19 protein-coding genes are annotated in these 24,570 nt (G+C 67.4%); 9 read left to right on the top strand and 10 right to left on the bottom strand.

Features of this window, described 5'->3' with window-relative positions; translation table 11 throughout:
- Together VHC04_RS20235 and VHC04_RS20230 are read right to left on the bottom strand one after the other, a co-directional pair.
- Positions 1-696 carry a hypothetical protein gene (locus tag VHC04_RS20235; protein WP_325684540.1) on the bottom strand — a complete coding sequence of 232 codons (696 nt, stop codon included), beginning with the start codon at positions 694-696 and terminating at the stop codon, positions 1-3.
- Positions 693-2,243 (bottom strand): hypothetical protein, encoded by a 1,551-nt coding sequence (locus VHC04_RS20230; protein ID WP_325684539.1) that lies wholly within the window; start codon positions 2,241-2,243, stop codon positions 693-695. The genes VHC04_RS20235 and VHC04_RS20230 overlap by 4 nt, the downstream gene beginning before the upstream one ends.
- Before the next feature lie 177 nt (positions 2,244-2,420).
- On the opposite strand from VHC04_RS20230, the gene VHC04_RS20225 reads away from it, so the two are divergent.
- Positions 2,421-3,416 (top strand): retropepsin-like aspartic protease, encoded by a 996-nt coding sequence (locus VHC04_RS20225; protein WP_325684538.1) that lies wholly within the window; start codon positions 2,421-2,423, stop codon positions 3,414-3,416.
- A gap of 201 nt (positions 3,417-3,617) precedes the next feature.
- Here VHC04_RS20225 and VHC04_RS20220 read toward each other — a convergent pair whose 3' ends face one another.
- Positions 3,618-4,355, bottom strand: a complete 738-nt coding sequence (locus VHC04_RS20220) for a transporter substrate-binding domain-containing protein (protein ID WP_325684537.1) — start codon at positions 4,353-4,355, stop codon at positions 3,618-3,620.
- A 73-nt stretch (positions 4,356-4,428) separates the two neighbouring features.
- Positions 4,429-5,115, bottom strand: a complete 687-nt coding sequence (locus VHC04_RS20215; RefSeq protein ID WP_325684536.1) for a DsbA family oxidoreductase — start codon at positions 5,113-5,115, stop codon at positions 4,429-4,431.
- A gap of 142 nt (positions 5,116-5,257) precedes the next feature.
- Between VHC04_RS20215 and VHC04_RS20210 the strand changes: the two genes are divergently transcribed.
- Positions 5,258-5,839 (top strand): cysteine dioxygenase, encoded by a 582-nt coding sequence (locus tag VHC04_RS20210; RefSeq protein WP_325684628.1) that lies wholly within the window; start codon positions 5,258-5,260, stop codon positions 5,837-5,839.
- A 175-nt stretch (positions 5,840-6,014) separates the two neighbouring features.
- On the opposite strand, the gene VHC04_RS20205 is transcribed toward VHC04_RS20210, so the two are convergent.
- Complete coding sequence (locus tag VHC04_RS20205; RefSeq protein ID WP_325684535.1) at positions 6,015-7,127, bottom strand: sulfotransferase family protein; 1,113 nt, start codon at positions 7,125-7,127, stop codon at positions 6,015-6,017.
- Between the two features lie 12 nt (positions 7,128-7,139).
- Positions 7,140-9,884 carry a preprotein translocase subunit SecA gene (gene secA, locus VHC04_RS20200; RefSeq protein WP_325684534.1) on the bottom strand — a complete coding sequence of 915 codons (2,745 nt, stop codon included), beginning with the start codon at positions 9,882-9,884 and terminating at the stop codon, positions 7,140-7,142.
- 313 nt (positions 9,885-10,197) lie between these two features.
- Here secA and VHC04_RS20195 point away from each other — a divergent pair, with 313 nt between their 5' ends.
- Positions 10,198-11,922 (top strand): B12-binding domain-containing radical SAM protein, encoded by a 1,725-nt coding sequence (locus tag VHC04_RS20195; RefSeq protein WP_325684533.1) that lies wholly within the window; start codon positions 10,198-10,200, stop codon positions 11,920-11,922.
- A gap of 170 nt (positions 11,923-12,092) precedes the next feature.
- Here VHC04_RS20195 and VHC04_RS20190 read toward each other — a convergent pair whose 3' ends face one another.
- Positions 12,093-12,452 (bottom strand): hypothetical protein, encoded by a 360-nt coding sequence (locus VHC04_RS20190; RefSeq protein WP_325684532.1) that lies wholly within the window; start codon positions 12,450-12,452, stop codon positions 12,093-12,095.
- A gap of 200 nt (positions 12,453-12,652) precedes the next feature.
- Between VHC04_RS20190 and VHC04_RS20185 the strand changes: the two genes are divergently transcribed.
- Both VHC04_RS20185 and tam read left to right on the top strand, forming a co-directional pair.
- A complete protein-coding gene (locus VHC04_RS20185; RefSeq protein ID WP_325684531.1) occupies positions 12,653-13,828 on the top strand; it encodes a CaiB/BaiF CoA transferase family protein in 1,176 nt (391 codons plus the stop codon).
- 23 nt (positions 13,829-13,851) lie between these two features.
- The gene (gene tam / locus VHC04_RS20180; protein WP_325684530.1) at positions 13,852-14,622 is read left to right on the top strand and encodes a trans-aconitate 2-methyltransferase; all 771 of its coding nucleotides are present in this window, start codon (positions 13,852-13,854) and stop codon (positions 14,620-14,622) included.
- 82 nt (positions 14,623-14,704) lie between these two features.
- Here the strand turns inward: tam and VHC04_RS20175 are convergent, their stop codons facing one another.
- The 3 genes from VHC04_RS20175 to VHC04_RS20165 form a co-directional block, all read right to left on the bottom strand.
- Positions 14,705-16,024, bottom strand: a complete 1,320-nt coding sequence (locus tag VHC04_RS20175; RefSeq protein ID WP_325684529.1) for an MFS transporter — start codon at positions 16,022-16,024, stop codon at positions 14,705-14,707.
- A gap of 126 nt (positions 16,025-16,150) precedes the next feature.
- On the bottom strand, positions 16,151-16,498 hold the full coding sequence (arsC, locus tag VHC04_RS20170) for an arsenate reductase (glutaredoxin) (protein WP_325684528.1): 348 nt from the start codon (positions 16,496-16,498) through the stop codon (positions 16,151-16,153).
- 131 nt (positions 16,499-16,629) lie between these two features.
- Positions 16,630-17,826 (bottom strand): ABC transporter substrate-binding protein, encoded by a 1,197-nt coding sequence (locus VHC04_RS20165; RefSeq protein WP_325684527.1) that lies wholly within the window; start codon positions 17,824-17,826, stop codon positions 16,630-16,632.
- A 197-nt stretch (positions 17,827-18,023) separates the two neighbouring features.
- On the opposite strand from VHC04_RS20165, the gene recF reads away from it, so the two are divergent.
- The 4 genes from recF (at position 18,024) to VHC04_RS20145 (ending at position 24,505) form a co-directional block, all read left to right on the top strand.
- Positions 18,024-19,169 carry a DNA replication/repair protein RecF gene (recF, locus tag VHC04_RS20160; RefSeq protein ID WP_325684526.1) on the top strand — a complete coding sequence of 382 codons (1,146 nt, stop codon included), beginning with the start codon at positions 18,024-18,026 and terminating at the stop codon, positions 19,167-19,169.
- Between the two features lie 50 nt (positions 19,170-19,219).
- Positions 19,220-21,655, top strand: a complete 2,436-nt coding sequence (gene gyrB, locus VHC04_RS20155) for a DNA topoisomerase (ATP-hydrolyzing) subunit B (protein WP_325684525.1) — start codon at positions 19,220-19,222, stop codon at positions 21,653-21,655.
- Positions 21,656-22,022: 367 nt separating this feature from the next.
- Positions 22,023-22,919, top strand: a complete 897-nt coding sequence (locus VHC04_RS20150) for an NAD(P)-dependent oxidoreductase (RefSeq protein ID WP_325684524.1) — start codon at positions 22,023-22,025, stop codon at positions 22,917-22,919.
- Positions 22,916-24,505 carry an ABC transporter substrate-binding protein gene (locus VHC04_RS20145; protein ID WP_325684523.1) on the top strand — a complete coding sequence of 530 codons (1,590 nt, stop codon included), beginning with the start codon at positions 22,916-22,918 and terminating at the stop codon, positions 24,503-24,505. Before VHC04_RS20150 ends, VHC04_RS20145 begins: the two co-directional genes overlap by 4 nt.
- The last annotated feature ends 65 nt before the right edge of the window (positions 24,506-24,570 follow it).

The raw sequence follows: 24,570 nt of genomic DNA, 5'->3' as shown, positions 1-24,570 counted from the left end.
TCAGGACAGTGGACAGCCGGCGGCGGCAGCCGACTGGCGGGCATCGTTGCCGATCCTGGTCAGCGCGGCCCGGCTGGCGGCGTCCGGACCCGCCTTGAGCCCCGACTCGGCGGCAGCCTTGGCGCGGGCGGCGGCGTCACAGCGGGTGGAAGCGTCGGGCGCGAACACGGCGACATACAGCGCCGCCCATCCGGCGAGGACGTTGCCGGCGGGCGGCTCGGCGCGCTGCGCGGCGGACTCCGCCTGGACGGCAAAGGTCAGACCGCTGGCGGGACGATCCTGTTCGGCCCTGCAATACAGCGCCTGGGCCTTGTCGCGCCAAAGCCGCGTCTGCCCTGCCTGGTCGATGCCTGCGAGGTCGGCCAGCGCCTTGCCCAGATCATGGATCGCCGCGTCCAGCTGGCTCTGCGCCGCCGGGCTGGGCGGCGGGCAGGTCGCCGGCGCGGCGCGGTCGGCCATCGCCAGCTGCAGATTGGCCACGCCATGGGCCGCGTAGAGCCTGGCGCAGGTGTCGGGGCCGCAGGTCGGGACGACGGTTTCCCCGGCGATCGCCTGCGGCGAGGCGTTCGCTGCCTGGAAACGGGCCAGTTGCGCAATGTCCGGATTGGCGACGCTGGCAACCTGCTGGCATCCCGCCAACGACAACCCGGCGAGGGCAAGACCTGTGCGTGCCAGACTGATTATAGCCGTTTTCATTGCGCCCCACCCGCCTTGGAAAGATCGGCGATCATGCCGCCAATATCGACGTCCTTGTCATGCATCGTCGTGGACAGCAAAACCAGGGCATCCAGGGCGGCCTTCTGGTCATCCGTTCCGGCGGCGGTCGGCAGGTCGTTGATCGCCTTGTCCAGGTCCGACATGCCGAGGTTGCCCGGCTGCACATCGGGGCCGCCGCTGGCGAGTTTCCTGGCCGCGTCTTGGACCACGGAGGCCGAGATGTCGCCGGCCGAGGCGTCGTTCAGCAGGGCTTTGCGGAACTCGTCCAGGCCCTGCTGTACCTGTGAGAGATCGGTGAACAAGCCCTGCGGTCCGTATTTCGCCCACAGATCCGTCGCCGCGTGGTCGGCCAGAACGGCATTGAGCAGTCCGGCATAGAAGCCCGGCTGGTCCTTCAGGCCGGCAAAGGCGGCATTGAAGATCGGTGATTCGGACAGGCACAGCGCGGCGGACGCCGCCGAGATGCTGCCCACATCGACCAGGTTGGGTTGGAAGGGGGCGTTCAGCACGCGCGCGCACCAGCGCTTATAGGCGGACTCGGTCAAGCCCCAGCCGACCGTCAGGACCATCGCCACCGCGCCCAGCGGCCCGGCGCCCGCGGCCAGCGGACCCAGCAGCGGCGCCGCCGCCTTCAGCAGACCGCCCAACGGCGAGGCGCTGGCGATGCTGCCGATCATGCCGGTCACCTTGGAGATGGTTTCGTCCGTGATGTCACCGTCGGCCAGCTGTGACGCGGTATCCAGCGTCGATTTCGCCTGGCCCAGTAACGTATCGAGACCGGCGGGAAGCAGGCCCTTCGGAAGCACCGGCTGCAACGTGTTCACCAGCACATCGAGCACGGCGACATAACCGCTGAGTGTCGTGAGATGATTGGCGAGGGCGGTCTTCCGGCCGGTGGAGGCTGACTCCGCCAGGGCCTGGTTCTGGCTGGCGAGTTGCTCGCTTTGCCCCTTCAGCGTGGTGTTGTCCTGCTGAAGCTGGCTGTTGTCCGTCTGCAGTTGCCCCACGGCCGTGGACAGGTTGCGGGCGGTCTGGACCGAGCCGCCGGCGACGCGGCTTCCGAAATAATAGGCAAAGACGCCCGAAACGATCGTTGCGATCATTCCGGCCGTTCCTTGCGGAATGCCAAGCGGGGCGGAGAACAGCAGAAGCGGAATGCCCACCATCCCGACGATCAGCGCCAGGACAGCCCGGACCGTGCCTTCCGGCAGGCCAAGCGGCAGCTCATTCAAGCTTTGCAGGCGGGTATCGTCGATGTCGCGGTTTCCCAGCAGATCGTATCCGGCCTTGACCAGCCACCAGAGAAAGGCGAAGGCGGCGATGCCAAGCAGGAAGACCAGGGTGCCGACGACAAGGGTGGCGCCGTTGCCGGTAAACAATGTGTCGGAACCGCCGGATTCAAAGATGCCGGGAAAGACAAAGCGGGCAATCAGGACAACAACGATGATGGCGAGGCCGGTCAGGATGATCTGCAGCGGAAGCCGGACAATGCTCCACAGACTTTGAAATATTTCGCTTCCCGTCACGAAACCCCCCTTTGTTTCGGCTTCAATCAAGGTGCGCGCTTTATGCTGGTGCACTCTCACAATCATATGAATGCTGTCAACCACTTTCGATTCGCATCAGCACGGGTTGTGAAATGCTTCACGCCGCTTGCGTCAACGCGTGGCGTACCCGTGCGCGCTGTGGCAGACTGGCGCCCGATGACGCTGCGATTCGATGCTGGAATTTGGGGCTGGGATTCGGGACTGGATATTCGGGGCTGGGATTTGTGGATGATGCGGCATGTCCGGTTGCTGTTCCGCCTGCTGGTCCCACTGGTCCTGGCCGCCTGTACCAGTGGCGCGGATATCATCGATTGCAACCTGCGCGTTGTCGCGCAAATGCCAATGCAAGTGCAGGACCATCTGCTGATCGTCCCGGCCGGGATCAACGGCCAATGGGCCAAGCTCGTCGTCGATACCGGCGCGGAACGCACCACCCTGTCCAGCAAGGCAGCCGAACGTCTGGGGCTGGCGCGTGATGAGCGCTTCACCACCCGCTCCCTGGGTGTCGGCGGCATCACCACCTCGAAGGATGCCAAGATCGACCGGCTGGTGCTGGGCGGCGTGCGGTTCCCGCTGCAGCGGCTGGCGGTCGGCGATTTCAACCTGCAGAACAGCCGCGGGCTGGACGCGGACGGGCTGCTGGGGGCCGATATCCTGCTGGCCTTCGACCTGGACATCGACGTGCCGGGCGGCACCCTGACGCTGTATCACGCCACCGTCTGTCCCGCGGTGAAGCCGCCCTGGCCGACGCCGGCGGTGGAGATCCCCGGCATCAGCGCACGCAAGGACCGTCTGCTGATCCCCTTCACGCTGGACGGCACGGCGGGCACCGCGATCCTGGACACCGGCGCGCAGGTCAATCTGGTCAGCGGCGGCATGATCCGGCGCATGGGCCTGTCGGAGCAGGCTTTCGACGGCGATCCCAGGGTGATGCAGCACGGCGTCGGACCGAACCAGGTGATGGCGCGCCTGCACCGGTTCAACCTGCTGCAGATCGGACCGGTCGCGTATCAGCCATCCTATATGATGGTGATGCCCGGCGATGCCGGCTTTGGCGATGCGTTGCTGGGCGAGCAGTTCCTGGCCGGCCGCCGGGTCTGGCTCTCATTCAAGTCCCGCCAGGTCTACGTTTCTCAGCCGGACACGCCATGAGGCCGCATCCGCAACCATGATGCCGCAGCCGTGACGCCGTGATGACGCTCCGCCGTGGTGACGGTCCGTCGGCGCCGCGCCGGTCTCATCGACGGGTTTCGCGCGCCGCCCTCCTGGTCGGCACGGCGCGCGTGCCGGTCGGCCCTTCAGGCCGCGGGCATCAGGTCGGCCGTTCAGGCCGCGGGCAATCAGGTCGGCCGTTCAGGCCGGCGGCGCGACCGACAAGCCTTTTACCTTGTGCTGCTCGATGAATTTCGCCACCAGCCCGGTCGCCTTCGCTTCCTCGACAAAGGCACTGAGGAACGCCGCCGCCTCGGTATTGGCCTTCGCCGTGCCGACGGCCTGCTGAACCGCCGTGAACTGGCCGTCCAGAATCCGCGCGCCGGGCAGTTTCGTCACATCCGTGATCAATCGCGGCCGCAGCCCCGCCAGGGCTTCCAGCTTGTCGGCGATGAACTGCTCCAACGCGCTGTCGAGGCTGGAGGACCGCACCAGCGTGGCATGTTTAATGTTCCGCTCCAGCCACAGATCATAGGCGGCGCGCGCGGTCACCGCGATGCGTACGCCCGGCTTGTCGACATCGGCGATGCTCCGCAGCGGCGAGCCGGCGGGCACCAGGTAGGTCGCTTCGATTTCGCAATAGGCGGCGGTGAAGGCGATCTTCTCGGCGCGGGCGGGTTCGGCGCCGATCAGGCCGATATCCCAGACATCGTTGCCAGCCTGGTCGGCCAGTTCCCCCGGCTTCGGGAAGGGCACGTACTGTACCGGCACGCCCAGCCGGTCGGCGATCGCGCGCGCCATGCTGGGAGATACCCCCTCGGGGTCGCCGGAGGCGGTGCGGCCGGTCACCAGCAGGAAGTTCGACATGTTGATGCCCGCACGCAGCATGCCGTGCGGCGCCAGTTGCGCGACGATCGAAGAGGTTGCCTGGACGGGCATGCGGACATTTCCATTCTGACTGATCCGCCGACGGTAGGCGGCTCTGTCCGACCCGGCAAGATCAGGCCGGCGATCAGGGCGCGACGGCGTTCGTGGCGGCCTTCAGATCCACCAGCGCGACGTCCAGCAACCGCTCGATCACCTCCGGCTCCTGGGCGCCGGCGATGGCAAGCGCGCCGTCCACCACGAAACAGGGCACGCCGTTGATGCCCAGCCGGTGGGCGCGCAGATTATCGGCGTGCACCGCTTCCGTCTCCTGCTCCGCGGCCAGGAACCGCCGCACCGCAACCGGGTCCAGGCCGAAGGTGGCGGCGATCGAGACCAGGACGGCATGGTCGCCGATATCGTGTCCCTCGGTGAAATGGGCGGCGAACAGCGCATCCACCATGTCATCGGCCTGTCCGAAGCGGGCGGCGTAGCGGACCAGGCGATGCGCATCGATCGATGACGGGGTGCGGCGGATGCGGTCGAAGCGGAATTCGACCCCTTCACTCCGCCCGACCTCGGAGATCGTCGCATAGAGCCGGCGCGCGCGATCCTCCCCGCCGAACTTGCGCACCACGTAATCGGGTCGCGCCATGCCGCCACGCGGCATGTCGGGGTTGAGGAGGAACGGACGCCAGGTCAGTTCGAACTGGATGTCCGGCCGCCGCCGCAGCGTCCGCACCAGGCGGCGGACCCCCAGATAGCACCATGGGCACACCAGGTCATGGACGACCTCGATTCCCAGGCGGATCTGTGGCGGGGACAGGCTGTTCACGGCGCGATACTGAGCCTTCGACGCCGGATTGTCACGCGCTGAACCGGCGTGACCGGCGCGCGGCGGCGACATATGCCGCCGGCTTGTCGCGGGATCGGTGTTCCTGCACCGTGTGGCCGGTCAAGAAAGGGGACACGTGAAGATGTCCATCGCCCGGCTGCGCAATGCCGTCAGCGCCCTGACACGTCTGGTGGAGAGACAGGGAAACAGAGAGGATGCCGTCCTGGAACCCGCGCGGGAGATCCTGAGCAGCCTGATCGCTTACGACGACTGGCTGCCGGAGCCGTTCGCCGCGCATGACCCGAAGCACTATCGGCAATACCTGCTGCACTGTGACCCGCTGGAGCGGTTTTCGCTGGTCAGCTTCGTCTGGGGGCCGGGCCAGCGGACGCCGGTGCACGATCACCTGATCTGGGGACTGGTCGGCATGCTGCGCGGAGAGGAGGAGGCCGTGGCCTATACGCCCCGAACCGATCGGATGGGACTGGAAGCCGGCCCGGCTCGGCGTCTGCGGCCCGGGATGGTCGATGCCGTCTCACCGATGCTGGGCGACATACACACCGTGGCCAACGCGCTGGCCGACCGCCCGTCGATCTCGATTCATCTGTATGGCGGCAATATCGGCACCATGCGCCGGCACGGCTTCGATCCCGCCACCGGCACCGCACGCCCGTTCGTTTCGGGATACTCGGCCGACATGGTGCCCAACCTGTGGGCCGCCTGACCCTGGGCCGCCTGACCCTGGGCCGTCTGACCCTGGGTCGTCTGACCCTGGGTCGTCTGACCCTGGGCGCCTGGTCCCGGGCCGCCTGATCCTGGATCGTCCGACCCGGAGTTGTCTGGCATCCGGCCTGGTCCGGCTGCGGGCAAGGCGGCTTCCGGCCGACGGGGGTCCGCCGCTATCCGGCCGCGGGGCTGGCCGCTGCCAGGTCGGGCCAGTACCGGGCCAGCGGCGAGGCCATGACGACATGGCGCACCGCCCGCTGATCGGCCTCGGGCATCGTCGTGCGCCACCGGCCGGCCGCGGCGACGGCGTTGCGAAAGATCGCATAATAGCCGGCGTCGCCGTCATGCGTCGTGCTGCGGGCGATGAAATCCTCGGTCTGGCGGTTCCACGCCAGATCGACGAAGGCCATCACGCGGCGGCTTTCCGCCATCGGGGCCGCACACAGCGCCTCATATGGCACGATCAGCACGTTCGGCAGGCCGGCCAGGGCGGCATCAGCGGGTTCGTTGAACGCCCGCCAGCTCCACGCGTACTTCCCCGCATCCGGCAGCGCCTGGAAGCTCGGCTCGTCCACCCCGAAAGCCGCGGCGTGGCGGATCGCCCGCTCCTCATCGAACGGCATGTCGGTGCCCTCGGTGCGCAGATCGAAGCGGTTCTGGCGGTTGCCGCGCATCACCGAGGCAACCTGGCCGCACGGGTGGCGCAGGATGAACAGGATGCGGCTGTCGGGCATCGCGCGCGCCAGCACCGGCGCTCCCTGCGTCCAGCGCACGGATTTCAACGCCACCCGGGGTGGCGGGTGGATCGCGAGGTCCGGTATCGGCAAATGGCCAAGCACGCTGAACGGGACCGGCAGGCGGGACGACAGGCCGGCCGCACCGGCCCAGGCAGTGCGCAGCCAGCGACCCGGCGCGGGCTGCCAGGACTTGGCGAAGAACGGCCGCTTGGCGACGCTGCGTGGCGTCCGGTCCGCGATCCAGGACCGTAGCAGCGCGGGCAGGCTCTCCGGCGTCACCACCGCCGGGCTGGGCAGCGTCTCGTCCGGCTCGTGTCGGTAGAGCACGTCAGGATGGCTGTCGATGATCTTCGCCAGCCATGTCGTGCCGGAGCGCGGGGCGCCCAGGATCAGGATCGGGTTGGTAACGGCGTTTGCCCATCCCGCGCGCATCCGGTCCCCGCGCACCTTGTCCGCGCCCACCTTGTCCGCGCCCACCGTGCCCGCGCCCACCGTGCCCGCGCGCAGTCCTTCGGTGCGTGCCCGGTCCGCTTGTGCAACGTCCGGCACGGCGCGCTGGGCTTAGGTGAGCCGGCCGTGACAGTGCTTGTATTTCTTCCCCGACCCGCAGGGGCAGGCGGCGTTACGCGGGGTTGCCGCCCAGGTCGACTCGTCGTTGGGATCGACCGCGGGGGTACGGACCGGCAGGGTGGCGACCATGCCGCCGTCATCCTCGGGCATCGGGACCGGCGACAGGTCCGATCCCAGCGCCGAGGCCGGTTCGGGATGGCTTTCCACCATGATCCGCGTGGTGATCGGTTCGGGGTTGAACAGCTGCGGCTGCTCCGGCGCCAGCTCGACCCGTGACAGCAGGGAGGTCACGCGCTCCTTCAGCTCGTCCAGCATGGCGTTGAACAGGGCGAAGGCCTCGGCCTTGTACTCGTTCAGCGGGTCGCGCTGGCCATAGGCGCGCAGGCCGATGCCCTGGCGCAGGTGGTCCAGCGCGTACAGGTGCTCCTTCCACACGGCGTCCAGCGTCTGGATCAGCAGCGACTTCTCGATGAAGCGCATCAGGTCGGGACCCATGTTGGCCGCCTTCGCCGCCATCATCTCATCCACCGCCTTGCCGATCCGCTCCCGCAGATGAACCTCGTCGATGCCTTCCTCGCGGCCCCAGTCCTCCACCGGCAGGTTCAGGCCGAACACGCGCTGCACATCGGCGGCAAGGTCGCCCAGCGCCCACTGCTCCGCGAACGCCTTTTCCGGCACGCGCGCGGCGACCATGGTGGCGACCACGTCGTGGCGCATGTCGTCGACCATCTCCGACACGTCGTTGGCCCGCATGAACTCCTTGCGCTGGGCATAGACCTCCTTGCGCTGGGCGTTCATCACGTCGTCGTATTTCAGCACGTTCTTGCGGGTGTCGAAATTGCGCGCCTCGACCTTCTTCTGCGCCTTTTCCAGGGCCTTGTTGATCCACGGATGGACGATCGCCTCGCCCTCCTTCAGCCCCAGCTTCTGCAGCAGCCCGCCCATCCGGTCGGAGCCGAAGATGCGCATCAGGTCGTCTTCCAGCGACAAGAAGAAGCGGGACCGGCCCGGGTCGCCCTGGCGGCCCGACCGGCCGCGAAGCTGGTTGTCGATGCGGCGGCTTTCGTGCCGCTCGGTGCCGATCACCAGCAGGCCGCCGGCCTCCTTCACCTTCTGGTGGGCGACGGCCAGCTCATCGCGGATTTCAGCCTCGCGCACCGCGCGGTCGCTTTCGTCGTGGATGTTCGCCAGCTCCTTGCGCAGGCGCATCTCCAGGTTGCCGCCCAGTTTGATGTCGGTGCCGCGGCCGGCCATGTTGGTGGCGATGGTCACCGCGCCGGGGGCGCCCGCATCGGCGACGATCTCGGCCTCCTGCTCATGGAACCGGGCGTTCAGCACCGCGTGCGGCACTTTCTTGTGCTTCAGCAGCTTGCTGATCACCTCGCTCTTCTCGATGGAGGTGGTGCCGACCAGCACCGGCTGGCCCTTGGACCGGGCCTCGTCGATCAGGGTGGCGACCGCCTCATATTTCTCCTGCGCCGTCCGGTAGACCTCATCGTCCTCATCCTTGCGCTGGACGGCGACGTTGGTCGGGATCTCCACCACGTCCAGCTTGTAGATCTCGGCGAATTCGTCGGCTTCGGTCATCGCCGTGCCGGTCATGCCGGCCAGCTTCGGATAGAGGCGGAAATAATTCTGGAAGGTGATGGAGGCGAGCGTCTGGTTCTCGGCCTGGACGGTGACGTGCTCCTTCGCCTCCAGCGCCTGGTGCAGGCCCTCGGAATAGCGGCGGCCGGTCATCATGCGGCCGGTGAACTCATCGATCAGCACCACCTGGTCGTCACGGACGATGTAGTCGACATCGCGGTGGAACAGCGTGTGGGCGCGCAGCGACTGCTGCACGTGATGCACCAGGGACACGTTGAAGATGTCGTACAGGTTGCCCTCGGTCAGCACGCCGGCTTCCCGCAGCATGTCCTCGACCTTCTCGCTGCCTGCCTCGGTCAATGAGACGGTGCGGAACTTCTCATCCTTGTCATAGGTCTCCGGATCCCTGACCAGTTCCTTCACCACCACGTCGACATGGCGGTACAGGTCCGAACTGTCCTCGGCCGGGCCGGAGATGATCAGCGGGGTCCGCGCCTCATCGATCAGGATGGAATCGACCTCGTCGACGATGGCGTAGTTGAAATCCCGCTGGACCATGTCCTCCAGCCGGAACTTCATGTTGTCGCGCAGGTAGTCGAAGCCGAACTCGTTGTTGGTGCCATAGGTGATGTCGGCGGCGTATTGGGCGCGCTTGGTCTCCTCATCCTGGCCATGGACGATGACGCCGACGCTCATGCCCAGGAACTGGTAGATCTGGCCCATCCATTCGGCGTCGCGGCGGGCCAGGTAGTCGTTGACGGTGACCACGTGCACGCCCTTGCCGGACAGCGCGTTCAGGTAGACCGGCAAGGTGGCGACCAGCGTCTTGCCTTCGCCGGTCTTCATCTCGGAGATCTTGCCGTCGTGCAGCACCATGCCGCCGACCAGCTGCACGTCGAAATGCCTTTGGTTCAGGACCCGCCGCCCGGCTTCGCGCACCACGGCGAAGGCCTCGGCCTGCAGCTCATCCAGTGTCGCCCCCTGAGCCAGCCGTTCACGGAACTCCTGGGTCCTGGCCGCCAGGGCCTGGTCGGACAGGGCCTGCATGGCGGGTTCCAGGGCATTGATGCCGGCAACCCGCCGCTGATACGTCTTCAATGAGCGGTCGTTGGCGGAGCCGAAAATGGCACGGGCGATGGCGGCGAGCATACAGACCTTCCAGCGGGAAACCTCAGCGGCGCAGACCCCGCCCCGAATGCCGAAGGTCGCGATTCGGGCGGGTCCAGGGGCGCGTAAGCCGGGTTCGGCGGCGTAAGACCCTCGTCAGATAGGACCCAGGGGCCGTTGGGTCAACGATAACGGCTTTGTAAGGAAGCAGCCACGCGTACGGGTGCGGAGCCGGAGACACGGCTCCGACCAAAATGGACGGTGGCATGTGAACCGCCGCCGAATAGGCGTGGACTTGATGCAGCTCACAATCTAGGGAAGTGCCGTTGTATACGTATTTCCTGAAGGACCGATCGTGGCCCGAACCTTCCACGTCGAGATGATCAAGCCGTCTCATTACGATGACGACGGCTATGTCATTCAGTGGTGGAAGGCCTCGATCCCGTCCAATTCGCTGGCCAGCCTCTACGCCATCGTCCAGGCCGCCGCCGAAACCAGGCCGCTGGGTGAGGACGTGACGATCACCTTTGATGGCTGGGACGAGTGCAACACGGTGATCTCCGAGCGGCGGGTGGTCGCGCGGATTCGGAAGGCCGGGGCGGGCATCGTCTTTCTGGTGGGCGTGCAGAGCAACCAGTTCCCCCGCGCGCTGGACCTGGGCCGCGTGTTCCGGGCCCAGGGCATCGACGTGATGATCGGCGGCTTCCATGTCAGCGGCTGCCTGTCGATGCTGCCGACGCTGCCCGCCGATCTGAGGGAGGCGCTGGATCTGGGCATCACCCTGTTCGCCGGTGAAGCCGAGGACCGCATCGCCGACCTGTTGCGGGATGCCCAGGCCGGCGCCTTGAAGCCGATCTACAACTACCTGAAAGACCTGCCGAACCTGGAAGGTGCCGTCGCGCCGTTTCTGCCGGCGGAGCGGCTGCGGCGCTACTCGCCGCCCATCGGCTCCTTCGACGCGGGCCGTGGCTGCCCGTTCCAGTGCAGCTTCTGCACCATCATCAACGTGCAGGGCCGCAAATCCCGCCATCGCAGCGCCGACGACGTGGAAGCCTTGCTGCGCGCGCACCTGGAGAAGGGCGTCACCCGGTTCTTCATCACCGACGACGATTTCGCCCGGAACCGCAACTGGGAGGAGATCCTGGACCGCATCATCGAGATGCGGGAGCGGGAGGGCCTGCAATTCGGCTTCCTGATCCAGGTCGACGCCCAGGCCTATCGCATCCCCGGCTTCGTGGAGAAGTGCAAGCGCGCCGGCTGTTCGCGCGTCTTCATCGGGCTGGAGACGATCAACGCCGCCAACCTGCTGCACGCCAAGAAGCGGCAGAACAAGATCGGCAAATACCGGGAAATGCTGCAGGCCTGGCGCGCCGTGGGGATCATCACCTTCTGCGGCTATATCCTGGGCTTCCCCGAGGACACGGTCGAATCGATCAGGCACGATATCGAGACGTTGAAGCGCGAACTGCCGGTCGATTGCCTGGAGTTCTTCATCCTGACGCCGCTGCCGGGGTCGGAGGATCATCAGAAGCTGACCCGCGGCAACGTGCCCATGAACACGGATATGAACCAGTACGACCTGGAACATGTCTGCACCGCGCATGCGCGCATGAGCGAGGCCGAATGGGAGGGGGTCTATCAGCAGGCCTGGACCCAGTATTACAGCCTGGACCACATGGAGACCCTGCTGCGCCGCGCCGTGGCGGATGGGCTGCCGGTGAAGCGCCTGATGCTGAGCCTGGTGGTGTTCTGCGGCATGCCGCTGATCGAGAAAATCCACCCATTGCAGGGCGGCTATATCCGCCGCCGAATCCGCCGCAGCCGTCGGCCGGGATCGCCCGCCAGCGTCGTGCACGCCGTCCCGCCGCTGTTCTACCTGTGGCACTGGTCGAACACCTTCGCCAAGCTGCTGCGCCTGGGCAGGCTGCTGTGGCAGGTCAACCGCGTGCGCAAGCGCATCGAGGCGGAGCATCTGGTCAACCCCTACACCGATATCGCCATCACCCGGCTGTCCCCCGAAACCGAGGCGGCCCTGGAGATGCTGCAGGAGCGCCCGGCGCTGGAGGCCGCGGCGGAATAGCCGGAGACTCCATCCGGCCGGTGCCGGACTGGTGTGAAGCAGGGCCCGCCGGTTGAGAGGCGGGCCCTGACATCACCGGTGCCGGCCTGGCTGGGGAGGGTACCACCGGCCCGGTGACCTCGATCACCCGGCTCAGGAGGAGGAGAGCCGGGCGACAAGGCGGCAACGCATCACGATTTGCCGGGTTCCACCTGCTTCGGCTGAACGCTCGACTGGCCGGCCGGCGCTTTCGCCGTGCCTTCGTGTCCGGCGCCCTCATGCTTGCCGGCCTTCGCCTCGACCTTGTGGTGCTTGCCCTCGGTCTTCGTCTCATGCGCCGGCGCGGTGGTCTTGGCGGCCGCGTGGGCGTCGGTCCCGACATCCGGGGTCCTGGCATCCGGGGTCTTGGCATCCGTGGGCGCGGTCACCGCCGCCGGGGCTTTCGTGTCGGCGGCCGGCGCGGTGCCGACGTCGGCCGCGAAGGCCGCGATCGGCAGGACCGCCATCGCCGCGAACAGGCCGCCCGCGGTCACTGTCAGAAGACGCTTCATCATCATCATCCTTTCTCGGCCGGAAGGGGGTTCGAGCTCCTTCCGGATGGCGGAAGAAGAGACCCCGATTATGACGCCAGCGCGCTGGGGCGGCGGCGGAATCGTGGCAAACGATGCTGATCCGGATTAAATCGCCGCAATCTGGCGGTTTGCCCCCGGTAATGGGAAACTGGCGCCCGACCATCAGGGAAACGCCAGCCATGCCTTTGACCGGAGTCCGCATCCTCGACCTCACGCGCGTGCTCTCCGGCCCGTTCTGCACCGCGCTGCTGGGCGACATGGGGGCCGACGTGATCAAGGTGGAGGCGCCGGAGGGCGATTCGGTCCGCCGCCAGGGCGCCGTCATCGACGGGTTTTCGGGCTATTTCGCCCAGTTCAACCGCAACAAGCGCTCCATCGTGCTCGACCTCCGCAAGCCCCAGGCAAAGGATATCCTCGCTCGGCTGGTCACCCGCTCCGATGCGCTGGTGGAGAATTTCCGGCCGGGCGTACTGGAGCGGATGGGGTTTTCGGACGCTCGCCTGCACGCATTGCAGCCACGCCTCGTGATCACCTCGATCAACGGGTTCGGCTCCTCCGGGCCGTATCGCGACCGTCCGGCCTTCGACTTCATCGCCCAGGCCATGAGCGGCTTCATGAGCGTGAATGGCGGTCCCGACGACCCGCCGCTGCGCTCCGGCCTGCCGATCAGCGACCTGATCGCCGGACTTTACGCGGCCCTGTCGATCGCCGCGGCGGTGCCGCGGGCGCGGTTGACCGGGCGCGGGCAACGGACCGAGGTCAGCCTGACCAACGGGCTGGTCAGCCTGCTGGCCTATATCGCGACCAATTATTTCGCCACCGGCCAGGTCCCGCCGCGTGCCGGCAATGACCATCCGATCGCCGCGCCCTACGGGCTGTTCGCCACCCGCGACGGGCAGATCGCGCTGGCTCCGCCGGATGACGCGTTCTTCGGCCGGCTGGCCGACGCGCTGGGGGAGCCCGGGCTGAAGACCGATCCGAATTATGCCACCCAGACCGCCCGCGTCGCCCACCGCGCACAGATCAACGCCATCGTCGGCGGCAAGCTGGCGACCAACACGACCGCCCATTGGGTCGAGGCGCTGAACGCCGCCGGCGTCCCCTGCGGGCCGGTGCTGGACATCCCCGCGGTGTTCCAGGACCCGCAGATCCTGGCGCAGGAGATGGTGATGGAGGTTCCGCATCCGGGGATCGGCGGCGTCCGCATGCTGGGGTTTCCGGTGAAATTCTCCGACACGCCCTGCGCCATCCGTCGCACGGCGCCAGCGCTGGGCGAGCACACCGACGACATCCTGACCGAACTGGGCTACGACGAGGCCGAGCGCGCCGGGCTGCGGTCCGCGGGTGCCGTCTGAACAGCGCGGGAGAGACGTCCGTCATGAGCTGGTCCGCCGCCCAATATGTGAACTTCGAGGCCGAGCGCACGCGCCCGGTGCGCGATCTGCTGGCCGCGGTTCCCAATACCGATGTCAGGCGCGCGATCGACCTGGGCTGCGGCCCCGGCAATTCGACCGAGGTTCTGGCCGCGCGCTATCCGGGGGCAGCCATCACCGGCCTCGACAACTCCGCCGACATGATCGCCGCCGCGCGCAAGCGGATGCCGGACATGCGGTTTGACCTGGTGGACCTGCAAAGCTGGGCGCCGGCGGAAACCTATGACGTGATCCTGTCCAACGCCGTGCTGCAGTGGGTACCCGATCACGAGGCGCTGATGCCGGCCCTGCTGGACCGGTTGGCGCCCGGCGGCAGCCTGGCGGTGCAGATGCCCGACAATCTGGAGGAGCCGGCGCATCGCCTGATGCGGGAGGTTGCGGCGTTGCCCCGCTTTGCCGCCAAGCTGGCCGGCGCGGCCGGATCACGCACGCCGCGCCGCGGGGCGGACTGGTACTATCGCTTGCTGAAGCCGCACGCCGGACGCGTGGATGTCTGGCTGACCGTCTACCACCACGTCCTGCCGGGTGGGGCGGACGCGGTGATCGAATGGTTCAAGGGCAGCGGATTGCGGCCGTTCCTCGCTCCGCTCGACCCGGCGGAGACCGACGACTACCTGGCCGAGTACCGGACCGGCATCGCCCGCGAATACCCGACATTGCCGGACGGGTCCGTGCTGCTGCCCTTTCCCCGGCTGTTCATCGTCGCCACGCGGTAGGCCGCGATCGGCGGCCCCCATCTTCCCGGTCCCGTCAACTTCCGGTCCCGTCAACTTCCGGTCCCGTCAACTTCCGGTCCGGTCAACTTCCGGCCGCCGCGCTGGCCGCTCGCGGCGTCCCGGTCCGGTCCAGCTCCTCCGACGCGATCGGCGATCGCACGCCAAGCTGCAGGATCATCGCGCCCAGGATCGTCATGCCGGCCCCGATCGCCAGGGCGGCGACGAAGGAGCCGGTCATGTCCACCACCATGCCGGTGATCAGCGGGGATGCCGTCCCGCCCAGGTAGCCGCCGAAATTCTGGATGCTGGCGACCGATGTGCAATAGGATTGCGGCGCCACGGCGGTGATCAGCGTCCATTTCCCGGCAATGCCGGCGGACAGGAAGAACATCGCCGCGGAGATGCAGATCACCGCCTCTGTCGCGTTGCCGGCCTGGGTCGCCACGATCGTGCACAGCCCGGACAACAGCAGCCCCAGGATCGAGGGCAGCCGCCTGCTGGCGATCAGGTCCATGTCGGAGCGCGCGAGGCGGTCGGTGAACCAGCCGCCGGCCAGCGCGCCCAGCACCGAGAAGCACAGCGGGATCATGGCCAGGAAGCCGGTCTTCGCGATGCTGATATGCTGCTGCATTTCCAGATAAGCCGGCAGCCAGGTCTGGTACATCCACACCGCATAGCCGCCGCAAAACGCCGCCAGCATCAGGCCCCACATCGGCCGGAAGCGGAACAAACGGCCCCAGTTGCGCAGTTCGACCGGTGCCTCGGCCTCCCGGTTGGCGCGCAGATAGGCCTCGTCCCGCGGTTCCAGCTCCGTCTTCGCCGGATCGCGGTACAGCTTGAACCACGCCACGGCGGCCAACAGTCCGGCGGCGCCCATGGCGATGAACATCACGCGCCAGCCGAAGCTCAGCATCAGGAAGGTCAGCAGCGGCGGCGCGATGGCCGGGCCGATGCTGCCGCCCGAGTTGTAGAAGCCGGTCGGCTTGCCGCGGTCCTTGACGTGGAACCAGTCGGAGGTGATGCGCACGGCGCCCGGAAAAGCCGGCGACTCGGTCGCGCCCAGCGCGATGCGCGCCCACATCAGCTGCGTATAGGTGGCGGCAAGGCCGCCCGCGGCCTGCGCCGCCGACCACAGGACCAGCGCGAAACCGATCAGGTAGCGCGGCCCCAGCCGGTCCAGCGCGAAGCCGATCGGCACCTGGCAGATGGCGTAGGTAATGGACCAGAAGGATTGCAGCGCGCCGATGGCGGTGGCGTTCAGCCCGAACTCCTGCCGGATGGGCAGGTTGCCGATCGCCAGGGTCGAGCGGTCGATGTAGTTCAGCGCGATGGCCCCCGTGGCCAGCGCGATCGCGATCCATTGCATGCGCCGCATGCGCGGTGAGACCGCCACCTCCGCCATGTCCGCCTCCCTTTGCGTCTTGTCAGCGCACGATCCCCGCACGGATCGGGACCGCACGCAAGGGTTGCGGGATGTCAGGCCGGGTTGGGCGGCCACGGAATCTGGGGCTACAGAATCTCTGGGCGGCTACAGAATCTCCTGAACCTTCTCCTTCGGCCGGCACAGCCGCACACCCTTTCCGGTGACGACGATCGGCCGCTCGATCAGGATCGGTGTCGAAACCATCGCGTCCAGGATCCGGTCTTCGGTCACCCCCGGCTTGTCCAGCCCCAGTTCCGCGAACTGGGGCTGTTTCCGCCTGACCGCCTCGCTCGGCTTCAACCCCGCGCGCCTCAGCAGATCCTGCAGGGTCGCCCTGGATGGCGGCGTCTTCAGATATTCGATGATCTCCGGTTCCTCCCCGGCGTCGCGGAGCATGGCCAGCACGTTCCGCGACGTGCCGCAGCTGGGATTGTGATAGATCGTGGCGGCCACGGGTCGGTTTCCTTCGACTGATTGCGATCGACTGATCGCGGGCGACTGATCGCCGGCGACTGATTGCGATCGACTGATCGCGGGCGGAGCCTATCGCCCGCGCCCCATCGCTGAAAGATGGGGCGGCGATATCAGAAGCTCAGCGGCGCGTCGATCACCGGCACCCAGCGCCCGCCCTTCACCACCGACAGGAAGGACTGGTTGGAGGCGTGGTGATTCGTGGCGCTGAGCGACAGTGGCGGACCGCCGAAAATGTCACGCCAGTCCTTCATGCTTTCCATGCCCTTGATGAAGCTGTCCAGCGTCAGGTCGGGGCCGGCCTTGTCCAGCGCCACGGCGATGAAGGCGACGGCGGTGTACCCGGCTTCGCCGAGATAGTTCACGTCGATACCGTAGCGGTTCCGGAATGCCTTGGTGAACGCCTGCACCTTCGGGTCGGGGAAATCAGGATAGCGGTACAGCGCCGGCGCCATCGAATAGAATCCCTCCGTCGCCCCGCCCGGCGCCTCGGCCACCGCCGTCGAGTAGCTGGCGAACTGGCCGCAGAAATCAACGTTCCAGCCCATCTTGCGCGCGGTCTGCAGGATCAGCGTGGAATCCTTGACGATGGTGCCCATGCAGATCATGTCGCAGCCGGCATCGTGCAGCCTGGCGAGCGCGGCATTGAAATCGGTATCGGTCGGCCGGTGCGCGGTGAAGCCGGCCAGCTTCATGCCCATCGCGTCGAGCTGCGCCACCGCGCCGGCGTGCACGTCCTTGCCGAAGTCGGTGTCCTGGTACATCGAGCCAATCGTCTTCTTGCCGCGCTGGGTGACGAAGAACTTCACCGCCGCGCGCATCTGGTCATAGTACGAGGAGAACTGGCCGAATTTCAGCCGGTTGAGGGGCTCATACATCGACCGCGCGCAGGTTAGCGGGAACACGTTCGGCACGTTCTTCTCGAACATCGCCGGCATCACCGCCTCATTGTGCGGCGTGCCGCCGTTGCCGAGTGCAAAGAAGATGTTGTCCCGGTTCAGCAGCTTGTTCATCGCCTGCACCGCCTTGGGGACGATGTATTCGTTGTCCTCGACGATCCATCTGATCTTTCGGCCATGGATGCCGCCGCGTGCGTTGATTTCATCGAATGCCATGCGCATGGCATTGGCGTTGTTGACGCCCTGCACGGCCGTGACGCCGGACAGATCGGTCATGGTGCCGATGACGATCTCGGAATCGGTGACGCCGCGCGTGGCGGCGGCGGCCCGGCCGGTGATGGCGGGTGCCATCAGAAGCCCGGCGCTTCCGGCCAATACCGATCGCCGCGCGATTGCACGTGGTTTTGTCATATATGAAGCCTCCCTGCCGCCGCCGGTGCATTGCCGGCCACGTTACCTTATCGACATGGATCGGGTGCCCTGGCGGCGACCCGCCTGCACCGTAGTGAGGAAGCGCAGGGACTGCACGCGAATTGTTCGCCATCTTCCCCAGCCCGGACCGTCCGCTTCGTCTTCCCCGGACGGCGCTGGATCGCCATGTTCAACCCGTGCCCCGCCTGACCCGACTCGTGCTGACCGACTTCCGCAACTACGCCGCGCTGACCTGGCGGCCGGAGGCGCGCGTCAGCGTGCTGTACGGCCCGAACGGCAGCGGCAAGACGAACCTGCTGGAGGCGCTGTCGCTGCTGGTGCCCGGCCGCGGCCTGCGCGGCGCGCGTCATGCCGATCTGCCGCGCCAGGGCGGCAGCGGCGCCTGGGCCGTCGCCGCCCGGCTGGCGATGCCGGATGGAGACACTGAAATCGGCACCGGGACGCCGCCCGGCGGCACCGATGATCGCCGTGTCTTCCGCTTGGACGGCGCCACGCCGCGCAGCCAGGCGGAGGTCGCGCGGCGCCTGTCCGCCGTCTGGCTGACGCCGCGCATGGACCGGTTGTTCCAGGAGGGCCTGTCGGGCCGGCGCCGCTTCCTGGACCGGCTGGTCTGGGCGATGGAGCCGGGCCATGCACGGGAGATGGCGGCGCATGACACCGCGGTGGCGAACCGCAACCGGCTGCTGGCCGAAGGCCGCCGTGACCGCGCCTGGCTGGCGGCGGTGGAGGACGCCATCGCCCGCCATGCCGTTGCCGCCACCGCCGCCAGGATGGCGCTGGTCAACCGGCTGAACGACCAGGCGACGTTCGGCTTCCCACGGGCTCATATCGCCCTGGACTGCCCGATCGCCGAGCGGCTGGCGCGGGAGCCGGCGCTGGCGGTGGAGGACTGGCTGCGGGCGGAACTGGAATCCGGCCGTGGCCGGGATGCCGGGGCCGGCGCCGCGGCGTTGGGGGCGCACCGCACCGACATGCGTCTGACCGATGCGGCGACCGGGCTGGCCGCCGGCCTGGCCAGCACCGGCCAGCAGAAGGCATTGCTGATCGGGGTCGTCCTGTCGCATGCCGGCCTGATCGCCGCCGCCCGCGGCGCGCCGCCGCTGCTGCTGCTGGATGAACCGGCCGTCCACCTGGATACGGGCCGGCGCCAGGCGCTATGGGAGGCGCTGGCGGTGTCACCTGCCCAAACCGTGGTCACCGGAACCGATGCCGACATCTTCCTGCCGCTGGCGGGTCAGGCGGATGCCTATGCGACAGGCGATGGGGCGTTACACCGGGACACGCGTTTTCGCGGCGAAGTCCCTGTCCCTCGGGCGCTGTAGGCGCTATATATCTAGAGTATCCACTCGACAATTTGGAGTCGCATCCCGGCATGTCCGATAACGCCGTTCCGCCGCCTGAGTCCGATCCGGAAGCCTATGATGCCGCGTCGATTTCGGTCCTGAAGGGCCTGGACGCCGTCCGTCGCCGGCCGGGCATGTATATCGGCGACACCGATGACGGCTCCGGCCTGCATCATATGGCCTTCGAGATCATCGACAACGCCGTTGATGAGGTCCAGGCGGGCTATGCCAAGCGCGTCGAGCTGATCCTGAACGGCGATGGCAGCGTGACCGTGCGTGACGACGGGCGCGGCATCCCGACCGACATCCACCCCGAGGAAGGCATTTCCGCCGCCGAGGTCGTGCTGACCAGGCTGCACGCGGGCGGCAAGTTCAACCAGAATTCCTACAAGGTGTCCGGCGGCCTGCACGGTGTCGGCGCGGCGGTGGTGAACGCGCTGTCCGAATGGATGGAGGTACGCGTCTGGCGCCAAGGGCAGGAGCACATGATCCGCTTCCGCCACGGCGAAGCCGAGGCGCCATTGGCCGTGCTCGGCGCTTCCAACCGGCCCAGCGGCACCGAGGTGACGTTCAAGCCCAGCCCGGCGACGTTCACGAAGACGGATTTCGATTTCACTTTGCTGGAGCGGCGGCTGCGGGAGCTGGCTTTCCTGAATTCCGGCATGACCATCGTGCTGCGCGACGAACGCCACGCGCCGGCGGTGGAGGCGGTGATGCACTACGAGGGCGGCCTCGTCGCCTTCGTGGAATGGCTGGACCGGTCGAAGAACCCGGTCTTCACACCACCGATCAGCCTGCGGACGGCGGATGAGACGCAGGGCATCAAGGTGGAATTCGCCCTGTCCTGGAACGACAGCTTCCATGAGACGATGCTGTGCTTCACCAACAACATCCCGCAGCGCGACGGCGGCACGCATCTGGCCGGGTTCCGCGCCGCGCTGACCCGCGTGGTGACGAAATACGCCGAGGGCATGGGCAAGAAGGACCAGTTGCAGCTGGTCGGCGACGACATGCGCGAAGGCATGACCGCCGTCCTGTCGGTGAAGGTGCCGGATCCGAAATTTTCCTCGCAGACCAAGGACAAGCTGGTGTCGTCCGAGGTGCAGCCGGTGGTCCAGGCGGCGGTCGCCGATGCCGTGGCGCATTGGTTCGAGATGCACCCCAAGGAAGCCAAGGGCATCATCCAGAAGGTGATGGATGCCGCGGCGGCGCGGGAGGCCGCCCGCAAGGCGCGGGAGCTGACCCGCCGCAAGGGCGTGCTGGATGTCTCCACCCTGCCGGGCAAGCTGGCGGACTGCCAGGAACGCGATCCCGCGAAATGCGAGATCTTCATCGTCGAGGGTGATAGCGCCGGCGGGTCCGCCAAGCAGGGACGCGACCGGAAATTCCAGGCGATCCTGCCGTTGAAAGGCAAGATCCTGAACGTGGAGCGGGCGCGGTTCGACCGCATGCTGTCCAGCCAGGAAATCGGCACGCTGATCACCGCGCTGGGCACGGGCATCGGCCAGGGCCCGGTGGAGCAGGGCGGGTTCGACGTCAGCAAGCTGCGCTACCATCGCATCGTCATCATGACGGATGCGGATGTCGACGGCTCCCACATCCGCACCCTGCTGCTGACCTTCTTCTTCCGCCAGATGCGGGAGCTGATCGAGCGCGGGCACCTGTATATCGCCCAGCCGCCGCTGTATCGCGCCAAGCGCGGCAACGACGAACGCTACCTGAAGGATGACGCGGCGCTGGAGGCATTTCTGCTGGACAAGGCGCTGGCCGATGCGCGGCTGACCTATGCCAGCGGCCGCGTGCTGGAGAAGGACGAGCTGCAGGCCGAGATTCCGCTGCTGCGGGAGGCGACGCTGAACCTGAAGCGCCTGTCCTCGGTGATCCCGGTGGCGCTGCTGGAGCAGGCGGCGATCGCCGGTGTGCTGACCGCCGATGCCGGCCGCGCCACCGCCAACGCCCCCGAATTCGCCCGCCGGTTGAACACGGTGTCGCTGCCGACAGAGCAGGGCTGGGTGGTGGCGGCCGATAACGGCCTGTCGCTGTCGCGCACGGTGCGCGGTGTGGCGGAGCGCTATTTCCTTGATCCCGCCGCCCTGCGCAGCGCCGAGGCGCGCTGGCTGGCCGATCGCGCCCAAGGGTTGGCGGAGCGGTTTGGGGAGCCGGCGACGCTGAAGCTGGACGCCAGGGAAGTATCGGTGGCTGGTCCGGCGACCGCATTCGATGCGATGATCGGCCACGGGCGCCGCGGCCTGTCGATCCAGCGGTTCAAGGGGCTGGGAGAGATGAACCCCGATCAGCTCTGGCAGACCACGCTGGATCCGGCGGTGCGCACCTTGTTGCAGGTGAAGGTCGGCGATTCCGAGGACGCCGCCCAGGTGTTCAGCACATTGATGGGCGACGTGGTGGAGCCACGGCGGGAGTTCATCGTCGGCAATGCGCTGAAGGTGGCGAATCTGGACGTGTAGGAGGGTCTGTCGGGGAAACCACCCGAGACAGCCGTCGGAGTGTCACGCCAGGCTCGCCGTCTCCCATGGCGTCACCCATATCCGCTCCCATGGGCCAAGGCCCTCGGCTTGGCGGAGCACGGCACCGCCGTCGGCTGTGCCGCCGATTTTGTGCTGGTCACGGCCGCCGAAGCCGTCGCATAGCGGCCGGGCAACCGCGTGACGGTGCGGCGCGACCGCGTGGTGGCCGGCGCGTCGGCCTGACCGCGGACGGCACGGGGGCGCCGGCACGGCTGAGACGACTGGGCCTGGTCGACAAGGCGGCTTGCCAGCGCCGTCCGGAGCAAGCCAGGATTCCGCCTCCACACAACCGGAGCCCGTCCATACCATGTCAAACGTGACCACGATCGGCTTTCTGGGACTGGGACAGATGGGCGCGCCGATGGCCGAGCGGCTGCTGGCGCCGGACGTGCGCTTGTATGTTTACGATCCGCGCCCCGAGGCGATGCTGCCATTCGCACAACAGGGCGCCGTCGCCTGCTCCTCGCCCGCGGCCGTGGCGGCCGAGGCCGAGATCGTCTTCGCCTGCCTGCCCAGCGGCAAGATCAGTGAGGCCGTGGCCGCCGAGGTCGCCGGCGGCGGCGCCGTGCGGCTTTACGCCGATATGTCCACCATTGGCCGCGAGACCATGGAGCGGATCGCGGCGATGATGGACGCACGCAATATCGGCTTCGTCGACGCGCCGATCAGCGGCGGCCCGCCGGGCGCCCGCGCCGGCACCCTGGCGATGCTGGCCGCCGGTGCGCCGGACGCCGTCGCGGCGCTGAAACCCTGGCAATTGCGCATCGGCAAGAGCGTGTTCGTCATCGGCGACCGTCCCGGCCAGGCGCAGGTGATGAAGCTGGTGAACAACCTGCTGTTCGCCGCCAACCTGATCGCTGCCATCGAAGGCTTCGCCATGGGCGCCAAGGCCGGGCTCGACGCCGATACCATGCTGGCGATGGTCAATGCCGGCACCGGCCGCAGCATGGCGACGGAGCGGGTCTTGGAAGAGATCATCTCCGGCCGGTTCGCCTTCGGCGCCGCGATCACGGTCCTGGACAAGGATGTCCGGCTCGGCCTGGCCGAGGCGACCGCGCTGGACGTGCCGATGTGGACCCTGGAGCAGGCCGCGCGGGTCTGGCGCTTCGCCGCCTCTCAGGGCGCCGGCGCGCAGGACCTGAGTACCGTGGCCCGGTTCATGGAGGATTGGGCCGGCGCCGATATCCGTCGGGAGACATCATGACCCCAACTCGTCGTCACCTGCTGGCCGGTTCCGCCGCCCTGGCGCTCGGCCGGCCCTTCCTGGCCCGCGCCGCGGCGTCCGCCGACACGTTGCGGTTCATTCCGCAAGCGGATGTGACCATCCTGGATCCGCTGGCGACCACGGCTTATACGACGCGCAATCACGGCCATATGTGCTGGGATACGCTGTACGGACTGGATGAAGCCTTCGCCCCGTCGCCACAGCTGGCGGAAGGCCATGTGGTCGAGGATGGCGGCAAGCATTGGACCTTCACCCTGCGTGACGGACTGCTGTTCCATGACGGCGAAAAGGTCCGGGCGCAGGATGCGGTCGCATCGATCCGGCGATGGCTGCCGCGGGATTCGCATGGACAGGTGCTGGCGCAGCGCCTGCAGGACATCAAGGTCCTGGATGATCGGCGCTTCGAGATCCGGCTGACACGTCCCTTCGGCCCGATGCTGGACGCGCTGGCCAAGCCCTGGTCCTATCCCTGCTTCATCTATCCGGAACGTTTCGCTGCCATCGATCCCACCAAGCCGTTCACCGAAGTCGTCGGATCGGGGCCGTACCGCTTCGTCGCCGGCGAGCATGTCTCGGGTGCGCAACTGGTCTATGAACGGTTCGACCGCTACAGCCCGACCCCGGTGGGCAAGCCCAGCCTGATGGCCGGCCCCAAGCTCGCCGGCTTCAGGCGCCAGGAATGGCAGATCATCACCGACGCGGCGACCGCCGCCGCCGCGCTGCAATCGGGGGAGATCGACTGGTGGGAGACGGTGACGCCCGATCTGCGTCCATTGCTTGCCCGGTCGTCGCAGGTGGTGCTGGATGAGCCGGAACAACTGGGTCTGTATGCCTCGCTTCGGTTCAACCATCTTCTGCCGCCATTTGACGATCCCGCCGCGCGGCGGGCGTTGCTGAAGGCGGTGCAGCAATCCGATTTCATGACCGCGGTGGCCGGAACCGACCCCAGCATGTGGCGCGAAGGGGTCGGGGTCTTTCCGGCGGACACGCCGCTGGCCTCGAATGTCGGCATGGACGCACTGACCTCTCCGCGCGATCTGGACGCGGCGCGCTCGGCGTTGCGCGCGTCGGGTCATTTCGGCGCCCCCATCGTCGCCCTGCACGCGACCAATGTGCCGAACCAGGATGCGTTGATGACGGTCGGCATCGACATGCTGCGCCAGCTTGGCTTCGCGACGACCGATGCGACCTCGGACTGGGGTACGCTGCTGCAACGAAGAGCCAACACATCGCCACTGAACCAGGGCGGCTGGAGCGTGCTGATCGCATTGTTCAGCGGTGCCGAGTTCATGACGCCCGCCGGCAACGTCCTGCTGCGCGGCAACGGCAAGGACGCCTGGTTCGGCTGGCCCACCGCGCCGCGGCTGGAAGAGCTGCGGGAAGCGTGGTTCGACGCGCCCGACATGGCGGCGCAGAAAACGATCGCGGCGGACATCCAGCGGCAGTTCTTCGTCGACGTCCCGTATATTCCACTCGGGCAATATCTGTCCGCCACCGGCTACCGGAAGGATTTGACGGATATCAGGCGTGGCATCGTGCTGCCGCTGAATGTCAGGCGAGTCTGAAGCCCAGGTCGCGCCCTTCCGCGAAGGGGTGGGGGAAGGTGCCGGTATCGACCCGGTTCCGGCGC

This window comes from Rhodopila sp., from assembly GCF_035548095.1.
In the GTDB taxonomy this organism is placed as follows: Bacteria; Pseudomonadota; Alphaproteobacteria; order Acetobacterales; family Acetobacteraceae; genus Rhodopila.
The sequence above is the reverse complement of the archived record's forward strand: the minus strand, read 5'-3'. Positions and strand labels throughout refer to the sequence as shown.

Excerpts from the sequence above, each read along its gene's own strand:
- VHC04_RS20235 (WP_325684540.1), bottom strand. The coding sequence starts at position 696 with ATGAAAACGGCTATAATCAGTCTGGCACGCACAGGTCTTGCCCTCGCC.
- VHC04_RS20225 (WP_325684538.1), top strand. The coding sequence starts at position 2,421 with ATGACGCTGCGATTCGATGCTGGAATTTGGGGCTGGGATTCGGGACTG.
- VHC04_RS20220 (WP_325684537.1), bottom strand. The coding sequence starts at position 4,355 with ATGCCCGTCCAGGCAACCTCTTCGATCGTCGCGCAACTGGCGCCGCAC.
- VHC04_RS20210 (WP_325684628.1), top strand. The coding sequence starts at position 5,258 with ATGTCCATCGCCCGGCTGCGCAATGCCGTCAGCGCCCTGACACGTCTG.
- secA (WP_325684534.1), bottom strand. The coding sequence starts at position 9,884 with ATGCTCGCCGCCATCGCCCGTGCCATTTTCGGCTCCGCCAACGACCGC.
- VHC04_RS20190 (WP_325684532.1), bottom strand. The coding sequence starts at position 12,452 with ATGAAGCGTCTTCTGACAGTGACCGCGGGCGGCCTGTTCGCGGCGATG.
- VHC04_RS20185 (WP_325684531.1), top strand. The coding sequence starts at position 12,653 with ATGCCTTTGACCGGAGTCCGCATCCTCGACCTCACGCGCGTGCTCTCC.
- tam (WP_325684530.1), top strand. The coding sequence starts at position 13,852 with ATGAGCTGGTCCGCCGCCCAATATGTGAACTTCGAGGCCGAGCGCACG.
- VHC04_RS20175 (WP_325684529.1), bottom strand. The coding sequence starts at position 16,024 with ATGGCGGAGGTGGCGGTCTCACCGCGCATGCGGCGCATGCAATGGATC.
- VHC04_RS20165 (WP_325684527.1), bottom strand. The coding sequence starts at position 17,826 with ATGACAAAACCACGTGCAATCGCGCGGCGATCGGTATTGGCCGGAAGC.
- gyrB (WP_325684525.1), top strand. The coding sequence starts at position 19,220 with ATGTCCGATAACGCCGTTCCGCCGCCTGAGTCCGATCCGGAAGCCTAT.
- VHC04_RS20150 (WP_325684524.1), top strand. The coding sequence starts at position 22,023 with ATGTCAAACGTGACCACGATCGGCTTTCTGGGACTGGGACAGATGGGC.
- VHC04_RS20145 (WP_325684523.1), top strand. The coding sequence starts at position 22,916 with ATGACCCCAACTCGTCGTCACCTGCTGGCCGGTTCCGCCGCCCTGGCG.